Annotated in this window: 13 protein-coding genes and 1 tRNA gene; 8 read left to right on the top strand and 6 right to left on the bottom strand. The window is 67.3% G+C overall.

Annotated elements, in window-relative coordinates:
* The 3 genes from ACWIGM_RS27215 to ACWIGM_RS27205 all read left to right on the top strand — a co-directional run.
* A partial coding sequence (locus tag ACWIGM_RS27215) for a beta strand repeat-containing protein (protein WP_454029102.1) occupies nucleotides 1-2,004 on the top strand: 2,004 nt, incomplete at its 5' end.
* A gap of 71 nt (nucleotides 2,005-2,075) precedes the next feature.
* Nucleotides 2,076-3,818, top strand: coding sequence for a type I secretion system permease/ATPase (locus tag ACWIGM_RS27210; RefSeq protein WP_454029101.1), 1,743 nt, complete (start codon nucleotides 2,076-2,078; stop codon nucleotides 3,816-3,818).
* Nucleotides 3,815-5,134, top strand: coding sequence for an HlyD family type I secretion periplasmic adaptor subunit (locus ACWIGM_RS27205; RefSeq protein ID WP_454029100.1), 1,320 nt, complete (start codon nucleotides 3,815-3,817; stop codon nucleotides 5,132-5,134). The genes ACWIGM_RS27210 and ACWIGM_RS27205 overlap by 4 nt, the downstream gene beginning before the upstream one ends.
* 221 nt (nucleotides 5,135-5,355) lie before the next feature.
* Here the strand turns inward: ACWIGM_RS27205 and ACWIGM_RS27200 are convergent.
* Both ACWIGM_RS27200 and ACWIGM_RS27195 read right to left on the bottom strand, forming a co-directional pair.
* Nucleotides 5,356-5,431: transfer RNA gene (locus tag ACWIGM_RS27200), tRNA-Ala, on the bottom strand.
* Nucleotides 5,432-5,610: 179 nt separating this feature from the next.
* Complete coding sequence (locus ACWIGM_RS27195) at nucleotides 5,611-6,012, bottom strand: TIGR02300 family protein (protein ID WP_454029099.1); 402 nt, start codon at nucleotides 6,010-6,012, stop codon at nucleotides 5,611-5,613.
* Between the two features lie 241 nt (nucleotides 6,013-6,253).
* Here ACWIGM_RS27195 and cmk point away from each other — a divergent pair, with 241 nt between their 5' ends.
* A complete protein-coding gene (cmk, locus tag ACWIGM_RS27190) occupies nucleotides 6,254-6,880 on the top strand; it encodes a (d)CMP kinase (protein ID WP_454029410.1) in 627 nt (208 codons plus the stop codon).
* A gap of 182 nt (nucleotides 6,881-7,062) precedes the next feature.
* On the top strand, nucleotides 7,063-7,878 hold the full coding sequence (locus ACWIGM_RS27185) for a DUF1194 domain-containing protein (RefSeq protein ID WP_454029098.1): 816 nt from the start codon (nucleotides 7,063-7,065) through the stop codon (nucleotides 7,876-7,878).
* 9 nt (nucleotides 7,879-7,887) lie between these two features.
* Here the strand turns inward: ACWIGM_RS27185 and ACWIGM_RS27180 are convergent, their stop codons facing one another.
* The gene (locus tag ACWIGM_RS27180; protein WP_454029097.1) at nucleotides 7,888-9,084 is read right to left on the bottom strand and encodes a multidrug effflux MFS transporter; all 1,197 of its coding nucleotides are present in this window, start codon (nucleotides 9,082-9,084) and stop codon (nucleotides 7,888-7,890) included.
* Between the two features lie 68 nt (nucleotides 9,085-9,152).
* Nucleotides 9,153-10,565, bottom strand: coding sequence for a sodium:proton antiporter (locus ACWIGM_RS27175; protein ID WP_454029096.1), 1,413 nt, complete (start codon nucleotides 10,563-10,565; stop codon nucleotides 9,153-9,155).
* Nucleotides 10,566-10,809: 244 nt separating this feature from the next.
* Between ACWIGM_RS27175 and ACWIGM_RS27170 the strand changes: the two genes are divergently transcribed.
* Nucleotides 10,810-11,598, top strand: coding sequence for a class II glutamine amidotransferase (locus tag ACWIGM_RS27170; RefSeq protein WP_454029095.1), 789 nt, complete (start codon nucleotides 10,810-10,812; stop codon nucleotides 11,596-11,598).
* A 43-nt stretch (nucleotides 11,599-11,641) separates the two neighbouring features.
* Complete coding sequence (hrpB, locus tag ACWIGM_RS27165; RefSeq protein ID WP_454029094.1) at nucleotides 11,642-14,155, top strand: ATP-dependent helicase HrpB; 2,514 nt, start codon at nucleotides 11,642-11,644, stop codon at nucleotides 14,153-14,155.
* A gap of 4 nt (nucleotides 14,156-14,159) precedes the next feature.
* Here hrpB and ACWIGM_RS27160 read toward each other — a convergent pair whose 3' ends face one another.
* Entirely contained in the window at nucleotides 14,160-16,310 is a 2,151-nt protein-coding gene (locus ACWIGM_RS27160; protein ID WP_454029093.1) for a transglycosylase domain-containing protein, read from the bottom strand.
* Nucleotides 16,311-16,619: 309 nt separating this feature from the next.
* Here ACWIGM_RS27160 and ACWIGM_RS27155 point away from each other — a divergent pair, with 309 nt between their 5' ends.
* Nucleotides 16,620-17,015, top strand: a complete 396-nt coding sequence (locus ACWIGM_RS27155; protein WP_454029092.1) for a DoxX family protein — start codon at nucleotides 16,620-16,622, stop codon at nucleotides 17,013-17,015.
* 74 nt (nucleotides 17,016-17,089) lie between these two features.
* Here the strand turns inward: ACWIGM_RS27155 and trxA are convergent, their stop codons facing one another.
* On the bottom strand, nucleotides 17,090-17,410 hold the full coding sequence (gene trxA, locus ACWIGM_RS27150) for a thioredoxin (RefSeq protein WP_137883921.1): 321 nt from the start codon (nucleotides 17,408-17,410) through the stop codon (nucleotides 17,090-17,092).
* Nucleotides 17,411-17,476: the final 66 nt, after the last annotated feature.

Here is a 17,476-nt window from a genome sequence, read left to right as displayed (position 1 = left end):
TGTGGAGCCGGCAACGACCTCTACATCTTCAACGACCTCAATGGCAGCGTGACCGAGCTCGCCGGAGAGGGCACCGACGAGGTCCGCACCAGCGTCGCGAACTACACGCTCTCGGCCAATGTCGAGATCCTGACCTATACCGGCACCGGCAGCTTCGGCGGTACCGGCAGTGTCGACAACAACATCATCACCGGCGGCGCCGGCAATGACAGCCTGCGCGGCATGGAGGGTGTCGACACGCTCAATGGCGGCAGCGGCAACGACACGCTGGACGGGGGCCTTGGCGCCGATATCCTCAATGGCGGCGACGGCATCGACGCGGCCAGATATCTCAACGCCGCGAGCGCGGTGGTGGTGAACCTGAAGACCGGCGTCCATGGCGGCGAGGCGCAAGGTGACGTCTACAACAGCATCGAGATCATCGAGGGCTCGCTGTACAACGACACGCTGACTGGCGATGCCGGCGACAACATCATCAAGGGCTATGGCGGCAGCGACGTCATCGAGGGCGGCGCCGGCGCCGACACCCTCGACGGCTGGGCCGATAATCCGGGCCAGTTCGACACAGTGAGCTATGCCGGGAGCAGTGCCGCGGTCTCGATGAACTTCGTGACGGGTGTGCACACCGGCGGTGACGCGGCCGGCGACGTGCTGACCGAGTTCGAGATCATCGCCGGCTCGGCCTTCGGCGACACCTTCGTGGCCAATGCCGGTACCGAGATCACCTCCTATCGCGGTGGAGCCGGCAACGACCTCTACATCTTCAACGACCTCAATGGCAGCGTGACCGAGCTCGCCGGAGAGGGCACCGACGAGGTCCGCACCAGCGTCAACTACATCCTCTCGGCCAATGTTGAGAACCTGACCTATACCGGCACCGGCAACTTCAGCGGCGGTGGCAATGCCGACAACAACATCATCACCGGTGGCACTGGCAACGACAGCCTGAGCGGCAATGGCGGCAACGACACGCTGATCGGCGGCGACGGCAATGATCTGCTGCAAGGCGGCACCGGAGCCGACCTCCTGATCGGCGGAAGCGGCACGGATACGGCCTACTATGTCAACGCTGCCACCGGGGTGACCGTGAACCTGGCGACCGGGGTCCATACCGGTGAAGCCCAGGGCGATGTCTACGACAGCATTGAGATCATTACAGGCTCGAACTTTGGCGACATACTGATCGGCGATGCCGGGGATAATCGTCTCAACGGCAGTCTGGGCTCCGACCTGATCGAGGGCGGGGCCGGGGCCGATATCCTGGACGGCTTTGCGAACGCGGCGGGCGACGTCGACACCGTCACCTATGCCAACAGCACGGCCATCTCGATGAACTTCGTGACGGGCGTGCATACTGGCGGCCATGCGGCAGGCGACGTGCTGAGCGGCTTCGAGGTCCTGGTCGGTTCGGCCTTCTCCGACACCTTCGTCACCAGCGCTGCGGGCGCCACGGCCAGCGGCATCACGCTCTTCAAGGGCGGGGCCGGCAACGACGTTTATATCTTCAACGATCTGAATGGCAGTGTGACAGAGCTCGCCGGAGAGGGCACCGACGAGGTCCGCACCAGCTTCTCCAGCCATACCCTCTCGGCCAATGTCGAGAACCTGACCTATACCGGCAGCAGCAACTTCTCCGGCTATGGCAACAACGACGTCAACGTCATCACCGGCGGTGCCGGCAGCGATACCCTCGTCGGCTATGCAGGTTCCGATACATTGATTGGCGGAGCGGGCAACGACACGCTGACCGGCGGGACCGAAAGCGACGTCTTCGTCTTCGCCTCCGGCTTCGGCAAGGACACGATCACGGACTTCGTCGCCGGCTCAGGCACGGCCGACGTGATCCAGATCGACGATGCGGTGTTCGCCGATCTGTCGGCGGTGCTGGCGGCGGCGACCCAGGTGGGCGCCGATACAGTGATCACCTATGACGCCAACAACACGATCACCCTGAAGAACGTCACCAAGACCAACCTCCATGTCGACGATTTCCAGTTCGTCTGAGGCTGATCAACCGATGGCTAGCGGGCTTGAATCCCGCTAGCCTGACTTCCCCTTATGCGTGAGTTCCTGCGTTGAGCCGTCCCGTTTCGCCTTCCGGTCCGACCCAGGCCGTCTCGTCGGCACTGGCGTCGTGCCGCGGCCCGTTTACGGTCGTCGGCATCTTCTCCGGCATCATCAACCTGTTGATGCTGTCCGGCTCGCTCTACATGCTGCAAGTCTTCGACCGGGTGCTGAGCTCGCGCAGCATCCAGACGCTGATCGGCCTGTCGCTGCTGCTGCTCGCCGCCTACGCGCTGCAAGGCTTCCTCGACGGCATCCGCGTCAGGCTGCTCGCCCGCATCGGCGCGCGCTTCGACGAGCAGGTCTCGCCCGCCGCCTTCGCCGCGGCCCAGAAACTGCCCCTGCTCGGTTTTCGCGCCGAGCAGGCGCTGCAGCCGATCCGCGATCTCGACCAGGTCCGGGGCTTCCTGTCGTCGCTGGGCCCGACGGCACTGCTCGACATGCCCTGGCTGCCGCTCTTCCTCGTCGGCGCCTTTGCCTTACATCCCTGGCTCGGTTGGCTGGTCCTCACCGGGGGTCTCGTCATCGTCCTCCTGACCGTCCTGGCCGAGATCAGGAGCCGCGAGGCGACCAAGGCGCAATTCGCAAGCGGCTCGGCCCGTCAAGCAATCGCCGAGGCGAGCCGGCGCAATGCCGAGGCGCTGGCAGCGATGGGCATGGCGCCCACCTTCCAGCGCAAATGGCGCGAGCTCAATGAACGCCATGTCCGCGACTGGCTCGCCGGCTCGGACGCAACCAGCGGCATCGGCGCCTTCGCCAAGGTGTTTCGCATGGTGCTGCAATCGGCAGTGCTGGGCCTGGGTGCCTATCTTGCCATGCTGGGCGAGATCTCGGGCGGAGCGATGATCGCCGCCTCGATCATGGCCTCGCGGGCACTGGCGCCGATCGAGATCGCCGTCGCCCATTGGAAGGGCTTCGTCTCCGCGCGCCAGGGCCTGAAGCGACTGCGCCAGGTGCTGGACTCACCGGCCTTTGCGGATGCCGAACGCACCAGCCTGCCGGCGCCGCACCGTGAACTCACCGCAGACGGGCTGATCGTGGCCGCACCCGGCAGGCAGGCGCCTATCCTGCAGGGCGCCTCGCTCGCCCTCAAGGCCGGCCAGGGCCTCGGCATCATCGGGCCGAGCGCCTCGGGCAAGTCGACGCTGGTTCGGGCGCTGGTCGGGGTCTGGCGCCCGCTCAAGGGCGAGGTCCGGCTCGACGGCGCCGCGCTCGGCCAATGGGAGCCGGGCGAGCTCGGTCGCCATATCGGTTATCTCCCGCAGGACATCGAGCTGTTCGAAGGGACGGTGGCGCAGAACATCGCCCGTTTCGATCCGGATGCCGGGGACGAGGCGATCGTCGCGGCCGCGCAAGCCGCCGGCGCCCACGACCTGATCCTGCACCTCGAGCAGGGCTACGGTACCCGCATCGGCGAGGCCGGAGCGGCCCTGTCCGGCGGCCAGCGCCAGCGCATCGGCCTGGCGCGGGCGCTCTATGGCGAGCCTTTCCTCGTTGTGCTCGACGAGCCCAACTCCAATCTCGACCATGATGGCGACGAGGCGCTGACCCGGGCGATCCGCGGGGTCCGCGAGCGCGGCGGCATCGTCATTATCGTGACCCACCGGCAGACCGCGATCGCCGGCGTCGACCAGGTCGCGATCATGGCGGAGGGCCGCATCCAGGCCTTCGGCCCGAAGGAGGAGGTCCTGCAGAAGGTGCTGAAGCAAGGCAGGCTGCCAATGGCGCAGCGCCAGCCGGCAGTGGCGTCATGAGCGAGGCGGCTTCTCAGGAACCGCACGGCTTCGGGCGCTCGCTGCGGAGGCTCGCACTTGCCGGCTGCGTCGGCCTTGCCCTGTTCGCAGGGACGATCGGGGTCTGGGCGGTGGCGACGACCCTGTCCGGCGCGGTCATCGCCACCGGCCAGTTCGTCGTCGACGGCAACGTCAAGAAGGTCCAGCACGCCACCGGCGGCATCGTCGGCGAGCTCAAGGTCCGCGAGGGTGAGCGGGTCGAGCAGGATCAGGTGGTGATCCGCCTCGACGACACTGTCACCCGCGCCAATCTCCAGGTCGTGGTGAAGCAGCTCGACGAGCTCTCCGCCCGGCGCGGCCGGGTCGAGGCCGAGCGCTCGGGCAAGAACGCGATCGCCTTCGTCGCCGAACTCACCGCCCGGCGGCACGAGCCGGAGATCGCCGAGCTGATCGGCGCGGAGGAGAGCCTGTTCGAAGCAAGACGTGCTGCCCGCGACGGCCAGAAGGCGCAGCTTTCCGCGCGAATCGCCCAACTCGGTGACGAGATCACTGGCCTGAAGGCTCAGCAGAAGGCGCGCGACAATCAGGCTGTGCTGATCGAGGAGGAGCTCAAGGCCATCCGCTGGCTCTATGCCAGGAACCTTGTCGCGCTCAACCGCCGGACCGCGCTCGAGCGCGAGGCTGCCAGCCTGGAGGGCCAGAGAGGCCAACTCATCGCCGGCCTGGCCCAGGCCGAAGGCAAGATCGCCGAGACGCGGCTGCAGATCATCCAGATCGACGCCGCCCTGCGCGAGGAGGTGATGAAGGAGCTGCGCGAGATTCAAGCGCGCAGCGCCGAGCTGGTCGAGCGCCGCATCGCCGCCGAGGACCAGATGAAGCGGATCGAGATCCGCAGCCCCAGCCCGGGCTTCGTCCATCAGCTCGCCGTCCACACGGTCGGCGGCGTGATCAGCCCGGCCGAACCGGCCATGCTGATCGTGCCGACGGAAGACGCCCTGCAGGTCGAGGCGCGGATCAACCCGCCCAATATCGACCAGATCGCGCTCGGCCGGGAGGCCCGGGTCAAGATTCACGCCTTCAACCAGCGCACCACGCCCGAACTCTCGGGACAGGTCTCACGCATCTCCGCCGACACCAGCCGCGACCAGCAGACGGGTGCGATCTTCTACACCATCCGCGTCTCGCTTCCTGCCAGCGAGATCGCCCGCCTCGGCCAGAACCGCATCACCGCCGGCATGCAGGCCGAGGTATTCGTGCGGACCGAGGATCGCACCCCGCTCGAATACATCGTCAAACCCCTCAAGGATCAGATCGCCAAAGCCTTCAGGGAGCGCTGATCGACGATGCCGGGCTCTTTGCAATGAGGCCCTGAGGCGACGGCCGGGAGCAAGGGGCGGACTTCCAACGCCCGATCGCCTACGGCTCGCCGGCTGCTGCCACGTTGCCGCAGGATGCCGCATCGCTCAGGTTGGCATGCGGCATATGCGACATGCGCCTGCCCCGCGCGCCAACGCGCTGCAATCGAACGATACTGGGAGATCAACAACCTGGGAGGATTTGGTGGAGCCAGGCGGAATCGAACCGCCGACCTCTTGAATGCCATTCAAGCGCTCTCCCAACTGAGCTATGGCCCCACTCTGCCGACCTTCTTGGGGAAAGGCCGGAAAATCGTCGCGGTCCGAAGGCTCCTTGGAGCCTGTCCGCGCCCGCCGCCGCAGCGGCGAAGCGCTCTATAGGCAAGCTTGCGCCAAGACACAAGCACTGATGTCACGTTCTTGTCGCGCTTTTTTCGGGAGCGCGATTTTGACGCGGCTCAAGCGTCCTCGTCACCCTCGATGTCGCCATCGATCAGGTCGGACACGTCGTCGTCGCCTTCCTCGTCCTCTTCCAGGAAGGTGTCGTCGTCATCGCTGGCGACGCCATCATCCTCGATCTCGATGTCGTCGTCGCTGGTGACCACTGGCTCCTTCTCGGCAGCCTCGGCATCGGCGTCGTCCAGCGAGACGAGCTCGACCGCGCCTTCGGCGGCCTCCGTCTCATCCTCGTCATCCGCCGGCTTGGGCGCGGGGGCGGCAGCCTTGGCCTGCGGCTCGAACAGCGAGCGCGGATAGGACTGGCCGGTATAGGGCGAGACGATCGGATCCTTGTCGAGATCGTAGAATTTGCGGCCCGTGACCGGGCAAACGCGCTTGGTACCAAGTTCCGGTTTCGCCACGGCGTCGGACCTTCAAGTTCGTACGGGGTTCGTAAAAAGCAGGGGCGTCCGTTAGTCGGGCAAAGCGCCGCTGTCAAATACTGATTTAGCCATGGCGCAAGCCTGCGACGCCAGCTGCAAAACCGCTTCGCATCAGCGCACCCGGTGCATTAGAAGTTTGCCTCGACTTGAGCGCTGACGAAAGACGAGATCCGTGCCCGCAACCCAGCCGACAGCCTCCCCGAGCCAGAGGGCAAACCGGCTGGTGATCGCCGTCGACGGGCCGGCGGCCTCCGGCAAGGGCACGCTGGCGCGCCGGCTCGCCGCCCATTACGGCCTGCCCTATCTCGACACCGGCCTGCTCTACCGCATGGTCGCCCGCACCATGCTCGATGCCGACGAATCACTCGACGACGCCGAGGCCGCCGCCGCAAGCGCGGCGAGCTTCGACGATACCGCCATTGATGAAGCGCGGCTGCGCGGCCGCGAGATCGGCGAGGCCGCCTCGGTGGTGGCGGCGATTCCCGCAGTCCGGCGGGCCCTGATCGATCGGCAGCGCCGCTTCGCCGCGGCCGGGACCGGGGCCGTGCTCGACGGGCGCGACATCGGCACGGTGATCTGCCCGGACGCAACGGTGAAACTCTTCGTCACTGCGACTCCCGAAGTCCGCGCCGCGCGCCGGCACAAGGAACTGGCGGGGCGGGGCGAGGCGGCAACACTGGACGGCATCCTCGCCGATATCCGTCGCCGCGACGCCAGGGATTCAGGCCGCGGCGACGCGCCGCTGAAGGCGGCGGAGGATGCGGTGCAACTCGACACCTCGGCGCTCGGCGTCGAGGAGGCCTTCCAGGCGGCGCTCGCCATCGTCGAGGATCGCCGGCGCGGATAACCCCTTCAGGGTACCGGCTTGTGCAGGCCGATGCCCATTTTTCCGGCTTGCACTCGCGTTTTCGTGCTTTGCGCGAATCGAAACCAAGCGCAGACTTCAATGACATTCGTTTGAAGCCTGCCTTCGCCCGAAACCCGTCTCCTTTCGGCGTCACGCTTCGACGACAGATGACGGAGGTTTCGATGCGGCCCTGGCTGTTCGGTCTCTTGAGTCTCGCGGCTGCCGGGCTGTGGCCCGCCTCGGCGCCCGATGCACAGCAGGCGACTGCCCCCCCGGAGGAGGTCGACGTCGCCCTCGTCCTGGCTGTCGACGTCTCCTATTCGATGGATCTCGACGAGCTCGCCTTGCAGCGCAACGGCTATATCGAGGCCTTCCGCTCCAAGCTGCTGCACGAGGCCATCGCCAAGGGCGCGATCGGCAAGATCGCCGTCACCTATTTCGAATGGGCGGGCGGCGACTTCCAGCACATCGTCAGGCCCTGGACGATCATCGAGACCCCGCAATCGGCGATCGCCTTCGCCGAGGAACTCGGCGAGGCGCCGACCCGGCGCGGCCGGCGTACCTCGATCTCAGGCGCAATCGACCTCGCCGTCTCCCTGCTCGAGGCGAGCAACGTCACGCCGATGCGCCGCGTCATCGACATCTCCGGCGACGGCGCCAACAATGACGGGCGCCCGGTAACGGCCGCACGCGATGCCGCACGCGACAAGGGCATCTCCATCAACGGTCTGCCGGTGATGCTGAAACAGGCGAGCTATTTCGACATCGACAATCTCGACGTCTACTACGAGGACTGCGTCGTCACCGGCGTCGGCGCCTTCGTCATCCCGATCCGCGAGCGCCATCAGTTCGTCGATGCGACCCGCACCAAGCTGGTGCGTGAGATCGCCGAGCTGCCGGGCGGGCCGGAGGCCCTGATCCAGAAGGCGCAAGCCAAGGCGCCGCGCGTCTCCTGCATGCAGGGCGAGCGGCAATGGCGCGACCGGATGGGTAACTGAGCGGAGCCGTCAGGTCTTGCCGGCGCGAATTGCCCTGCTGGCGTGGAAGAGGACGAGCGTCGCCACGCCGATCACCGACATCACGATCGGCATCGGCAGCGCACCGCCCTTGAGCAGATGGCCGACGAGCAGGCCGACGCAAGCCGCGAGCAGCATCTGGCACAGCCCCGTCAGAGACGAGGCCGCACCGGCCCGGTCCGGGAACGGCATCATCGCCGAGGCCTGCGCCTGCGGCATGGTCAGGCCGACGCCGCAGGCATAGAGCGCCATTGGTGCGACCACGCCAATCGGGCCGCCGAAGCCGGTGGCGACACCCGCCAGCATGGTCAGCCCGCCAGCCGCGAGGCAGACGACGCCGAGTGCAATGACGCCGTCGAGGCCACGGCGACCGACCAGGCGCTGCGCGATGATCGTCCCCAGGATGAAGCCGAGCACCGCGCAGCCGAAGGACAGGCCATAGGCTGGCGCCGACAGCCCGTAGACCCCCATCAGCACGAAGGACGAGCCGGAGATGAAGGCGAAGAGGCCGGCATAGGCGAGCGAGGTCAGGGCGACATAGACGCGGTAGGCGCGGTTGCGCAGCAGCAGCCGATAGCCGCGCAGGATCCCCGGCAGGGACAGGCCATCCGGAGAGCGCTGGCGCAACGTCTCCGGCATGATCGTCGCGATGATCGCGAGCATGGCGAGCGCGAAGACGAGCGAGGCCAGGAAGGTCGAGCGCCAGCCGAAGGCGTTCTGCAACAGGCCGCCGAGCACCGGCGCGATCGCCGGCACCAGCCCCATGATCATGCCCATGCGGGCGAGCTCGCGGCCGGCGCGCGGCCCCTCATAGAGATCGCGGACCATGGCTCGGCCGAGCACGATCGGCCCGGAGGCGCCGAGCGCCTGGGCGAAGCGGGCGCCGATCAGCGCCTCGATCGAAGGCGCGAAGGCGCAGGCGAGCGTGGTCGCGATGAACAGGCCAAGGCCGATCATCAGCACCGGCCGGCGGCCGAGCCGGTCCGAGAGCGGACCCCAGATGATCTGGCCGGCGGCATAGCCGAACAGGAAGGCCGAAAGCGTCGCCTGCGCGCCGGCGAAATCCGTGCCCATCACCCGCGCGATCTCGGGCAGCGAGGGCAGATAGAAATCGGTCGAGAGCGGGCCGAGCGCCGTCAGCATGGCGAGGACGGCGGTCATCGCCAGCGTGTCGGGGCGCAGTCGCATCGGCTCTTCCTTCGAATGCCGCCCGTTTAGGCGCGCGCCCGGCTCCTGTCCATGCGCCGCCGGAGGCGTCAGCGGAAGAAGATCAGCGTCTGCAGCAGGAAGAGCGGGATCAGGATCGCGCCCGACCAGAGCATGTAGCCGAAGAAGCTCGGCATCGCGACTTTCCGGTCCTTGGCGATGGCGTAGACCATGAAGTTCGGGGCGTTGCCGATATAGGAGTTGGCACCCATGAACACGGCGCCGGCCGAGATCGCGGTCAGCGTCAGCGCCCCGGTCGTCATCAGCATTTTGGGGTCGCCGCCGGCGAGCTCGAAGAAGACGAGATAGGTCGGGGCGTTGTCGAGGAAGGAGGACAGGCCGCCGGCCAACCAGAAATAGGCGGCGTTGTTGGCGCTGCCATCGGCATTGCTGACGAGGGCGACGAGGGGAGCGAAGGCACCGTTTCGGCCGGCCTGCAGCATGGCGAGCACCGGGATGATGCATGTGAAGATGCCGGCGAAAAGCTTGGCGACCTCCTTGATTGGCCCCCAGCTGAACTCGTTACCGGCGCGCACCGGCTTCGGCGTCAGGGCGAGCGACAGGCCGGCCAGCGCCAGCAGAAGGAAATCGCGCGCCAGGTTCTGCCCTTCGATGGCGATGCCATGGATCGTGAAGGCGACTCCCGGCTTCCAGCTCGCCGACATCAGGATGGCGAGGATGACGCCGCCGAGCAGGAGGATGTTGACCTTGCCGAACAGCTTGATGGCGCGGTCCGGCGTCGGATCGCGCAGCGGCGGGAAATTCTCTTCCTTGCGGAAGAACCAGCTGTCGAGCGCGTAGAACACGGCGAGCAGGATCACGACCGCGGTCAGCGTCTCCGACAGGAGATGCGTCGTCGTCCAGAAGAAGGAGACGCCGCGCAGGAAGCCGAGGAAGAGCGGCGGGTCGCCGAGCGGCGTCAACGATCCCCCGATGTTCGAGACCAGGAAGATGAAGAAGACGACGACGTGGACGTTGAAGCGCCGGTCGTCATTCGCCCGCAGGACCGGGCGGATCATGATGATCGAGGCGCCGGTGGTGCCGACGAAGCTCGCCATCAGCGTGCCGATCGCGAGCAGCGCAGTGTTCGTCGCCGGGGTGCCATGCAGATTGCCGGTGATCAGGATGCCACCGGCGATGGTGAATAGCGCAAAGAGCAGGATGATGAACGGGATGTAGTCGAGCAGCGCGGTGTGCAGGAGTGCACCGAGCGCCGGATCGACGCCGCGGAAGAGGACGAGCGGCACCACCACCAGTACGGCCCAGAACGCGGCGAACTTGCCGTAGTTCAACTCCCAGAAATGCGGGAACAGCACCGGCCCGAGCGCGATCGAGAGCAGCATCCCGGCAAAAGGCAGAGCCCAGGCGACACCCATGCTCGCGCCGCCGATATCACCGGCGGCATAGGCAGCCTGGGGAAGGAGAACAAGCAGGAGCGCCGTGCCGGCGAGCTTCGTCAGCATGAATATCGGCCCCTTCACCCGTCCGCTTGCCGCGGAACGTCGCTGCCACCCCGTCACTGCGACGGTTATATCAAGGCTATACCGCTCGCAACGACACCGGCCCCTTGGCTGCACGGCCATCCCCACCAAGGCCGCGCAGAAGCGGGGCCGGCCGCCATGCAGAGATGAATCGTTATGCCGGCATTCATTCTCGTGGAATAATTATCTCCTGCGGCGTCCCGCCCGCGCCTGATTCGGGACCACCATGTGCCGTTTCCTCGCCTATGCCGGCGCCCCGGTCTTCCTCGAGGACTTCATCGCCTCGCCCTGCCATTCGCTGATCCACCAGTCGCTCCACGCCGAGGAGGCCAAGACCGGCACCAATGGCGACGGCTTCGGTGTCGGCTGGTATGGCGAGCGGGCCGAGCCCGGCCAGTATCGCGAGATCAGGCCGGCCTGGTCCGACGAGAACCTGCTCTCGATCGCCCGCCTGGTGCGTTCGCATCTGTTCTTCGCGCATGTGCGCGCCGCCACCGGCACCGCCTCGACGCGGGCGAACTGCCACCCCTTCGTCCATGGCCGGCACCTGTTCATGCACAACGGCCAGATCGGCGGCTACGCCGTGATCAAGCGCCGGCTCGAGAGCCTGATCCCCGATACGCTCTATGACGCACGCGTCGGCACCACCGATTCCGAAGCGCTGTTCCTGCTGGCGCTGGCGCGCATTGCCGAGGGGGCTGCGCCCGGCGATGCTCTGGCGGGCGCGCTCGGCGATGCGCTCGCGCTGATGCAAGAGGCCGGCGTGCAGGAGCCGCTGCGCTGCGCCGCTGCACTCGCTGACGGCGAGACGATCCATGCCGTGCGCTGGTCCTCCGACACCAAGCCGCCGACGCTCTATGTCTGCAATCGCGGCGATGCGGTGGTGATCGCCTCCGAGCCGGTCGATGCCGCCCGCGACTGCTGGCAGGCTCTACCCTGCAACACGCTGGTCTCCGTGAAAGCCGGCACCGTCAGCATGGCGCCGTTCGAGGTCGGACTGCAGCAAGCCGCCTGAGCCGACTTGCACCACGCTGCTACCTGCGCCACATCGCAGGCGCATGCGCGCCTTCGACACAGCCCTCCCGATCGACGCGGTTCTCGGCGCCCTCGCCAGCTCCCTGCGCGAGAAGCCGAACGCCGTGCTCGTCGCCCCGCCCGGCGCCGGCAAGACCACGCGGGTGCCGCTCGCGCTGCTCGACGAGCCCTGGGCCAAAAGCAGCGAGAAGGGCGGCGGCAAGCTGATCGTGCTGGAGCCGCGGCGCCTCGCAGCCCGCGGCGCGGCCGATCGCATGGCCCAAACGCTTGGCGAGCGCGTCGGCGAGACGGTCGGCCTGCGCGTCCGGCTCGGCTCGAAGATCAGCCCGAAGACGCGGATCGAGGTCGTCACCGAAGGTGTCTTCGCAAGGATGATCCTCGACGATCCCGCGCTCGACGGCATCGCTGCCGTACTGTTCGACGAATTCCACGAGCGCTCGCTCGACGCCGATTTCGGGCTGGCACTGGCGCTCGATGCGCAGGCCGGCCTGCGCGAGGACCTGCGTATCCTGGTGATGTCGGCGACGCTGGACGGCGCGCGCGTCGCAAGACTGCTCGGCGATGCCGAGGTGATCGAGAGCGAGGGCCGCGCCCATCCGGTCGAGACACGCTATCTCGGCCGCGACCCGCTGAAGCGGATCGAGGATCAGGTCACCGAGGCGGTGCTGCAGGCGCTGAACGAGCAGGCCGGCTCGCTGCTCGTCTTCCTGCCCGGCCAGGGCGAGATCCGGCGTGTCGAGGAGCGGCTGCGCGAGAAAATCCGTGATGCCACGATCGAGATCGCGCCGCTCTATGGCGCGCTCGATCAGGCAGAGCAGGACCGCGCCGTGCTGCCGGCGCCCAAGGGCAAGCGCAAGGTCGTGCTGGCGACATCGATCGCCGAGACCTCGCTGACGATCGAGGGCGTGCGCGTCGTGATCGATTCCGGCCTCGCCCGCGTGCCGCTCTACGAACCCGATATCGGCGTCACCCGCCTCGTCACCCAGCGCGCCAGCCGGGCAGCCTGCGACCAGCGCCGCGGCCGCGCCGGCCGCACCGAGCCCGGCATCTGCTATCGGCTCTGGGAGGAAGCGGCGAATGGTGCGCTCGAAGCCTTCGCCCGACCGGAAATCCTCTCGGCCGACCTCGCTCCGCTGCTACTCGACTGCGCTGCCTGGGGCGTCTCCGATCCGACCAGCCTCGCCTTCCTCGATCCGCCGCCGGCGCCGGCGCTGAAGGAGGCACGGGCGCTGCTGGGCGACCTCGACGCTCTCGATCCGGACGGCCGCATCACCGAGGACGGCAAGGCGCTGCAAGTCCTGCCATTGCCGCCGCGGCTGGCGCATATGGTCGTCGGCGCGGCGCATCACCGCCAAAGCGAGCCGGCCGCCTTGCTGGCGGCCTTGCTGGTCGAGCGCGGGCTCGGCGGCGATGCGATCGACCTTGCCGAGCGGCTTGAGCGCTTTACCCGCGAACGCGGCGGTCGTGCCGCCGACATGCGCCGCCTCGCCGAGGGCTGGGCGAGGCAGGCAGCGAGCAAGGTGAAGGCCGGCGCGGAGCAGCCGCTCTCGCCCGGCTTCCTGCTGGGGCTCGCTTTCCCCGACCGCGTCGCCAAGGCACGCCAACCCGGCTCCGGGCAGTATCTGCTCGCCAATGGCCGCGGCGCGATGCTCGAACCCGGTCAGAGGCTGGCGCGCGAGCCTTATCTCGTCGTCGGCGAGATGACCGGAAGCGCCCAGCAGGCCCGCATCCTCAGCGCCGTCGCGATCAGCGAGACCGAGATCGCCGCACTCGCCGCCTCCGGCCTGATCCGGATCGGATTGTCGGAGCGCAACGAGACCGTGTTCGATCGACAGGCCCGGGCGCTGCGGGCCCGAGCGGCCCGCAAATATGGGGCGCTGGTGCTGGCCGAACGACCGCTGCCGGTCGAGGCCTCACCGGAGAATGCCGAAGTGCTGGCGCGGGGCATCGCTGCGCTCGGCATCGAGACGCTGCCCTGGAGCAAAGGGCAGGCGCAATTGCGCGAGCGTGTCGCTTTCCTGCGCACAGCGGAGGGCGAGGATGCCGGCTGGCCCGATCTGTCCGACACTGGCCTTGCCGGGACAGCGGCGGACTGGCTCGCGCCACACATCGTCGGGCGGAGTTCTCTTTCCGCCATCACGCCGGGCGATCTCGACGCGGCGCTGTCGACCTTGCTGCCCTGGGAGCTGAAGCGGCGGCTCGACGCGCAAGCTCCGACGCATTTTGCGGCGCCGACCGGCTCGCAGCTCGCGGTCGACTACGGCGCCGAGGCCGGACCGACCATCTCGGTCCGGGTGCAGGAGCTCTATGGGCTGGCGCAGCACCCTTCGCTCGCCGGGGGACGCGTGCCGCTCGTGCTGGAGCTCTTGTCCCCCGCCCATCGGCCGATCCAGGTCACACGCGACCTGCCGGGCTTCTGGCGCGGTTCCTGGGCCAGCGTGAAGGCGGAGATGAAAGGGCGCTATCCGCGCCATCCCTGGCCGGACGATCCCGCGACGGCGGCGGCGACGACCCGCGCCAAGCCGCGCGGGACGTAAGACGTCAGCCGCCGAACAGGCGCTCGAAGAAGTTCTTCTCCTGCGGCGCAGGCGGCGTCCAGGCGCGGTCGCCTGAGGCGGCCTGCTGGGTCCGCGCCGGCGGCGCGACGCCGGCGACCGGCTCACCCGTATCGAAGATCGACTTCGGCGCCGACTGCCAGAGCCCGCCCGGCAACTGTATCGGCTGCTGGCCGGCATGGGCCGTCTTCATGTACTTGCCCCAGATCTCCGCCGGCAGGCCGGCACCGGTGACGCGCTTCATCGTCGAGTTGTCGTCGTTGCCGACCCAGACGGCGGTGACGAGCCGCCCGGTGAAGCCGACGAACCAGGCGTCGCGGTAATCCTGCGTCGTGCCCGACTTGCCGCCGACCTCCCAGCCGGGAATGTTGACCTTGCTGCCGGTGCCGCCGGTCATCACCGCGTGGAACATCGAATTCATCATCGAGAGCGTCTGCGGCTGGATCACCGGGCCGAAACTGTTGGCCTTGCGGGCGTAGACGACCTTTCCGCTGGTCGATTTGACCTCGCGGATCACATAGGGGAGCACCGACTGGCCGCCATTGGCGAAGCTTGCATAGGCGGCGGTCATCTCCAGCGGCGTCACCTCCGAGGTGCCGAGCGACAGCGACGGATTGGCCTGCAGGGACGAATTGATACCCAGGCGCTGGGCCGTGCGCACGACCTCGCGCGGCGTCACCTCCTGGATCAGGCGCGCCACGACCGTGTTGAGCGAATGGGCGAAGGCGGTCTGCAGCGTGACCGGGCCGCGGAAGGTGCGCGAATAGTTCTCCGGCTCCCAGCCCTTGATCGAAACCGGGGAATCGTCGCGGATCGTATCCGGCGTCATGCCCTTCTCGATCGCGGTGAGGTAGACGAAGGGCTTGAAGGACGAGCCCGGCTGGCGATGCGCCGCTGTGGCGCGGTTGAACTGGCTCTTGGTGTAGTCGCGTCCGCCGATCAAAGCGCGGATCGCCCCATCCGGCGCCAGCGAGACCACAGCGCCCTGCGAGGCGTTGAGCTTGGCTCCCTGCGCCGAGAGCGCTTCGACCAGGATCGTCTCAGCCGAGCTTTGCAGCTTTGTATCGATCGACGTCAGTACGGTGACGTCGCCCTCGATCGCGCCGATGAAGTCGTCGAGCACGTCCATGACGTAGTCGGCGGCGTAGTTGACCGAGCCGGCGCCGACGCGCTCTGGCACCTCGGCCGGCGCGCCGAGCGCGGTCTTGGCCGTGGCCTGCGAGATCAGACCCTGCTCGGCCATCGCCGAGATGACCAGCTGGGCGCGCTTCTCGGCTGCGTCGGGATTGCGGTTCGGCGCGAGGCGCGAGGGGGCCTGGACGAGGCCGGCGAGCATCGCCGCCTCGGCGACCGAGACCGAGCGTGCCGACTTGTTGAAATAGCGCTGCGCCGCCGCCTCGACGCCATAGGCGCCCGAGCCGAAATAGACGCGGTTGAGATAGAGCTCGAGGATCTGGTCCTTGGTGTAGGTCCGCTCCAGCCAGAGCGAGAGGATCGCTTCCTGGATCTTGCGCGCCGCCGTGCGCTCCTGGGTCAGGAACAGGTTTTTGGCGAGCTGCTGCGTCAGGGTCGAGCCGCCCTGCACGCCGCCGCGCTTGGTCAGGTTGTTGACGATGGCGCGGCCGAGCCCGATCGGGTCGATGCCGAAATGCTCGTAGAAGCGCCGGTCCTCGATCGCGACGAAGGCTTTCGGCAGATAGGGCGGCACTTCGCCGATGGTGATGGTGCGCCCGCCAGTCTCGCCGCGATTGGCGAGCAGCGTGCCGTCGGCCGCGAGGATGGCGATGTTGGGTGGCCGTTTCGGCACGGTGAGCTGGTCGATCGGCGGCAATTGCGCGGCGTGATAGGCGACGACGCCACCGACGGCGAGCACCGCCCAGAGCCCCATGACGACGCCCCAATAGAAGATGCGGCCAAGGAAGGAGCCGCGCCTGCGGCGCTGCTTGCGGCCTCCCTTGCTGCGCTCGTTCTGCTGGCGGCGCGGTTGCTGGCGCGGTGCCACCGGATTCCTTCCTCCGCGATAGGGGCGGTCCTCGGCGGAGAGGCGCAAATCGCCGTCGTCGCGCTCGTAATCGTCGCGCGCACGCTCGAATGACGGCTCACGCCGCTCACCGCCTCGTTTCGACCGGTCGTTCATCCCGCCCCGTTCAGGCCCCGCCACCACGCTGCGATCCGCAGCCCGGCGATTTCCAGACAGGATTCAAACATGGCGCTTTTAAGGGGTGGTTAAGCCCGATTCCGGCGAATTTTCCGCAATGGTGAACGAGGCCGCCGCTGTTGCGGATTTGCCGCGTAACGATTTTGCTGCACTGCAAACGAAAACGTGACTTGATCGACCTTGCTTGCACAGAGACAAGCGCATCGCGACGAGGAAGAGTTCTTCGCCAGCAAACCCAATCACTTAGCAAATTAATCCAATTCGAAACCGGACGGAAGGCAACCGCCCATGCAGGCTCTCAACTCCCTGACCCGCTACGCGCCGCAGGCGCTCGGACTGCTGCGCATCGCGACGGCGCTGATCTTCATCGCCCATGGAACACAGAAGCTGTTCGGTTTCCCGGCTCCGCCGGCCAGCGGCCTGCCGGCGATGTTCACGCTGTTCTGGTTCGGCGCAGTCCTCGAAACCTTCGGCGGCCTGCTGATCCTCATCGGCCTGTGGACCCGCCCCGTCGCCTTCATCCTCTCGGGCGAGATGGCCTATGCCTACTGGATGTTCCATGCGCCGCGGAACGTCTATCCGCTGCTGAACAATGGCGACGCCGCGATCCTCTACTGCTTCATCTTCTTCTATCTGGTCTTCGCCGGCGCCGGCGCCTTCGCGCTCGACAACCGCTCGAAGTGACCAGAGCGACGAGTTGAAACGAAGAAGGCCCGCCCTCAGCGAGGGCGGGCCTTCTTGATTCCACGTCCGCGAGATCAGACCGCGGCCGAGATCCAGCGGGACAGATCGCTCTTGGGGGCAGCGCCGACCTTCTGCGAGGCCAGCTTGCCGTCCTTGAACAGCATCAGCGTCGGGATCGAGCGGATGCCGAACTGGGCCGGGATCTGCTGGTTCTCATCGACGTTCATCTTGACGATCTTGACCTTGCCGTCGAGCTCGCCTGCGATCTCCTCGAGCGCCGGGCCGATCATCCGGCAGGGGCCGCACCACTCGGCCCAGAAATCCACCACCACCGGCTCGCTCGACTTCAGCACATCGGCCTCGAAGCTCGCATCGGTCACTTTGGTCGTCGCCATGGCTCATCGCCTTTCGATTCGCATGCGGCAACAACGCCGCTATTCGTCGCTGAAGCTATGAACGGG

The organism is Allobosea sp. NPDC055332, assembly GCF_053645455.1.
The sequence above is the reverse complement of the archived record's forward strand: the minus strand, read 5'-3'. Positions and strand labels throughout refer to the sequence as shown.

Coding starts and splice junctions, on each gene's coding strand:
- ACWIGM_RS27205 (WP_454029100.1), top strand. CDS start 3,815: ATGAGCGAGGCGGCTTCTCAGGAACCGCACGGCTTCGGGCGCTCGCTG.
- ACWIGM_RS27185 (WP_454029098.1), top strand. CDS start 7,063: ATGCGGCCCTGGCTGTTCGGTCTCTTGAGTCTCGCGGCTGCCGGGCTG.
- ACWIGM_RS27180 (WP_454029097.1), bottom strand. CDS start 9,084: ATGCGACTGCGCCCCGACACGCTGGCGATGACCGCCGTCCTCGCCATG.
- ACWIGM_RS27175 (WP_454029096.1), bottom strand. CDS start 10,565: ATGCTGACGAAGCTCGCCGGCACGGCGCTCCTGCTTGTTCTCCTTCCC.
- ACWIGM_RS27170 (WP_454029095.1), top strand. CDS start 10,810: ATGTGCCGTTTCCTCGCCTATGCCGGCGCCCCGGTCTTCCTCGAGGAC.
- hrpB (WP_454029094.1), top strand. CDS start 11,642: ATGCGCGCCTTCGACACAGCCCTCCCGATCGACGCGGTTCTCGGCGCC.
- ACWIGM_RS27160 (WP_454029093.1), bottom strand. CDS start 16,310: ATGAACGACCGGTCGAAACGAGGCGGTGAGCGGCGTGAGCCGTCATTC.
- ACWIGM_RS27155 (WP_454029092.1), top strand. CDS start 16,620: ATGCAGGCTCTCAACTCCCTGACCCGCTACGCGCCGCAGGCGCTCGGA.
- trxA (WP_137883921.1), bottom strand. CDS start 17,410: ATGGCGACGACCAAAGTGACCGATGCGAGCTTCGAGGCCGATGTGCTG.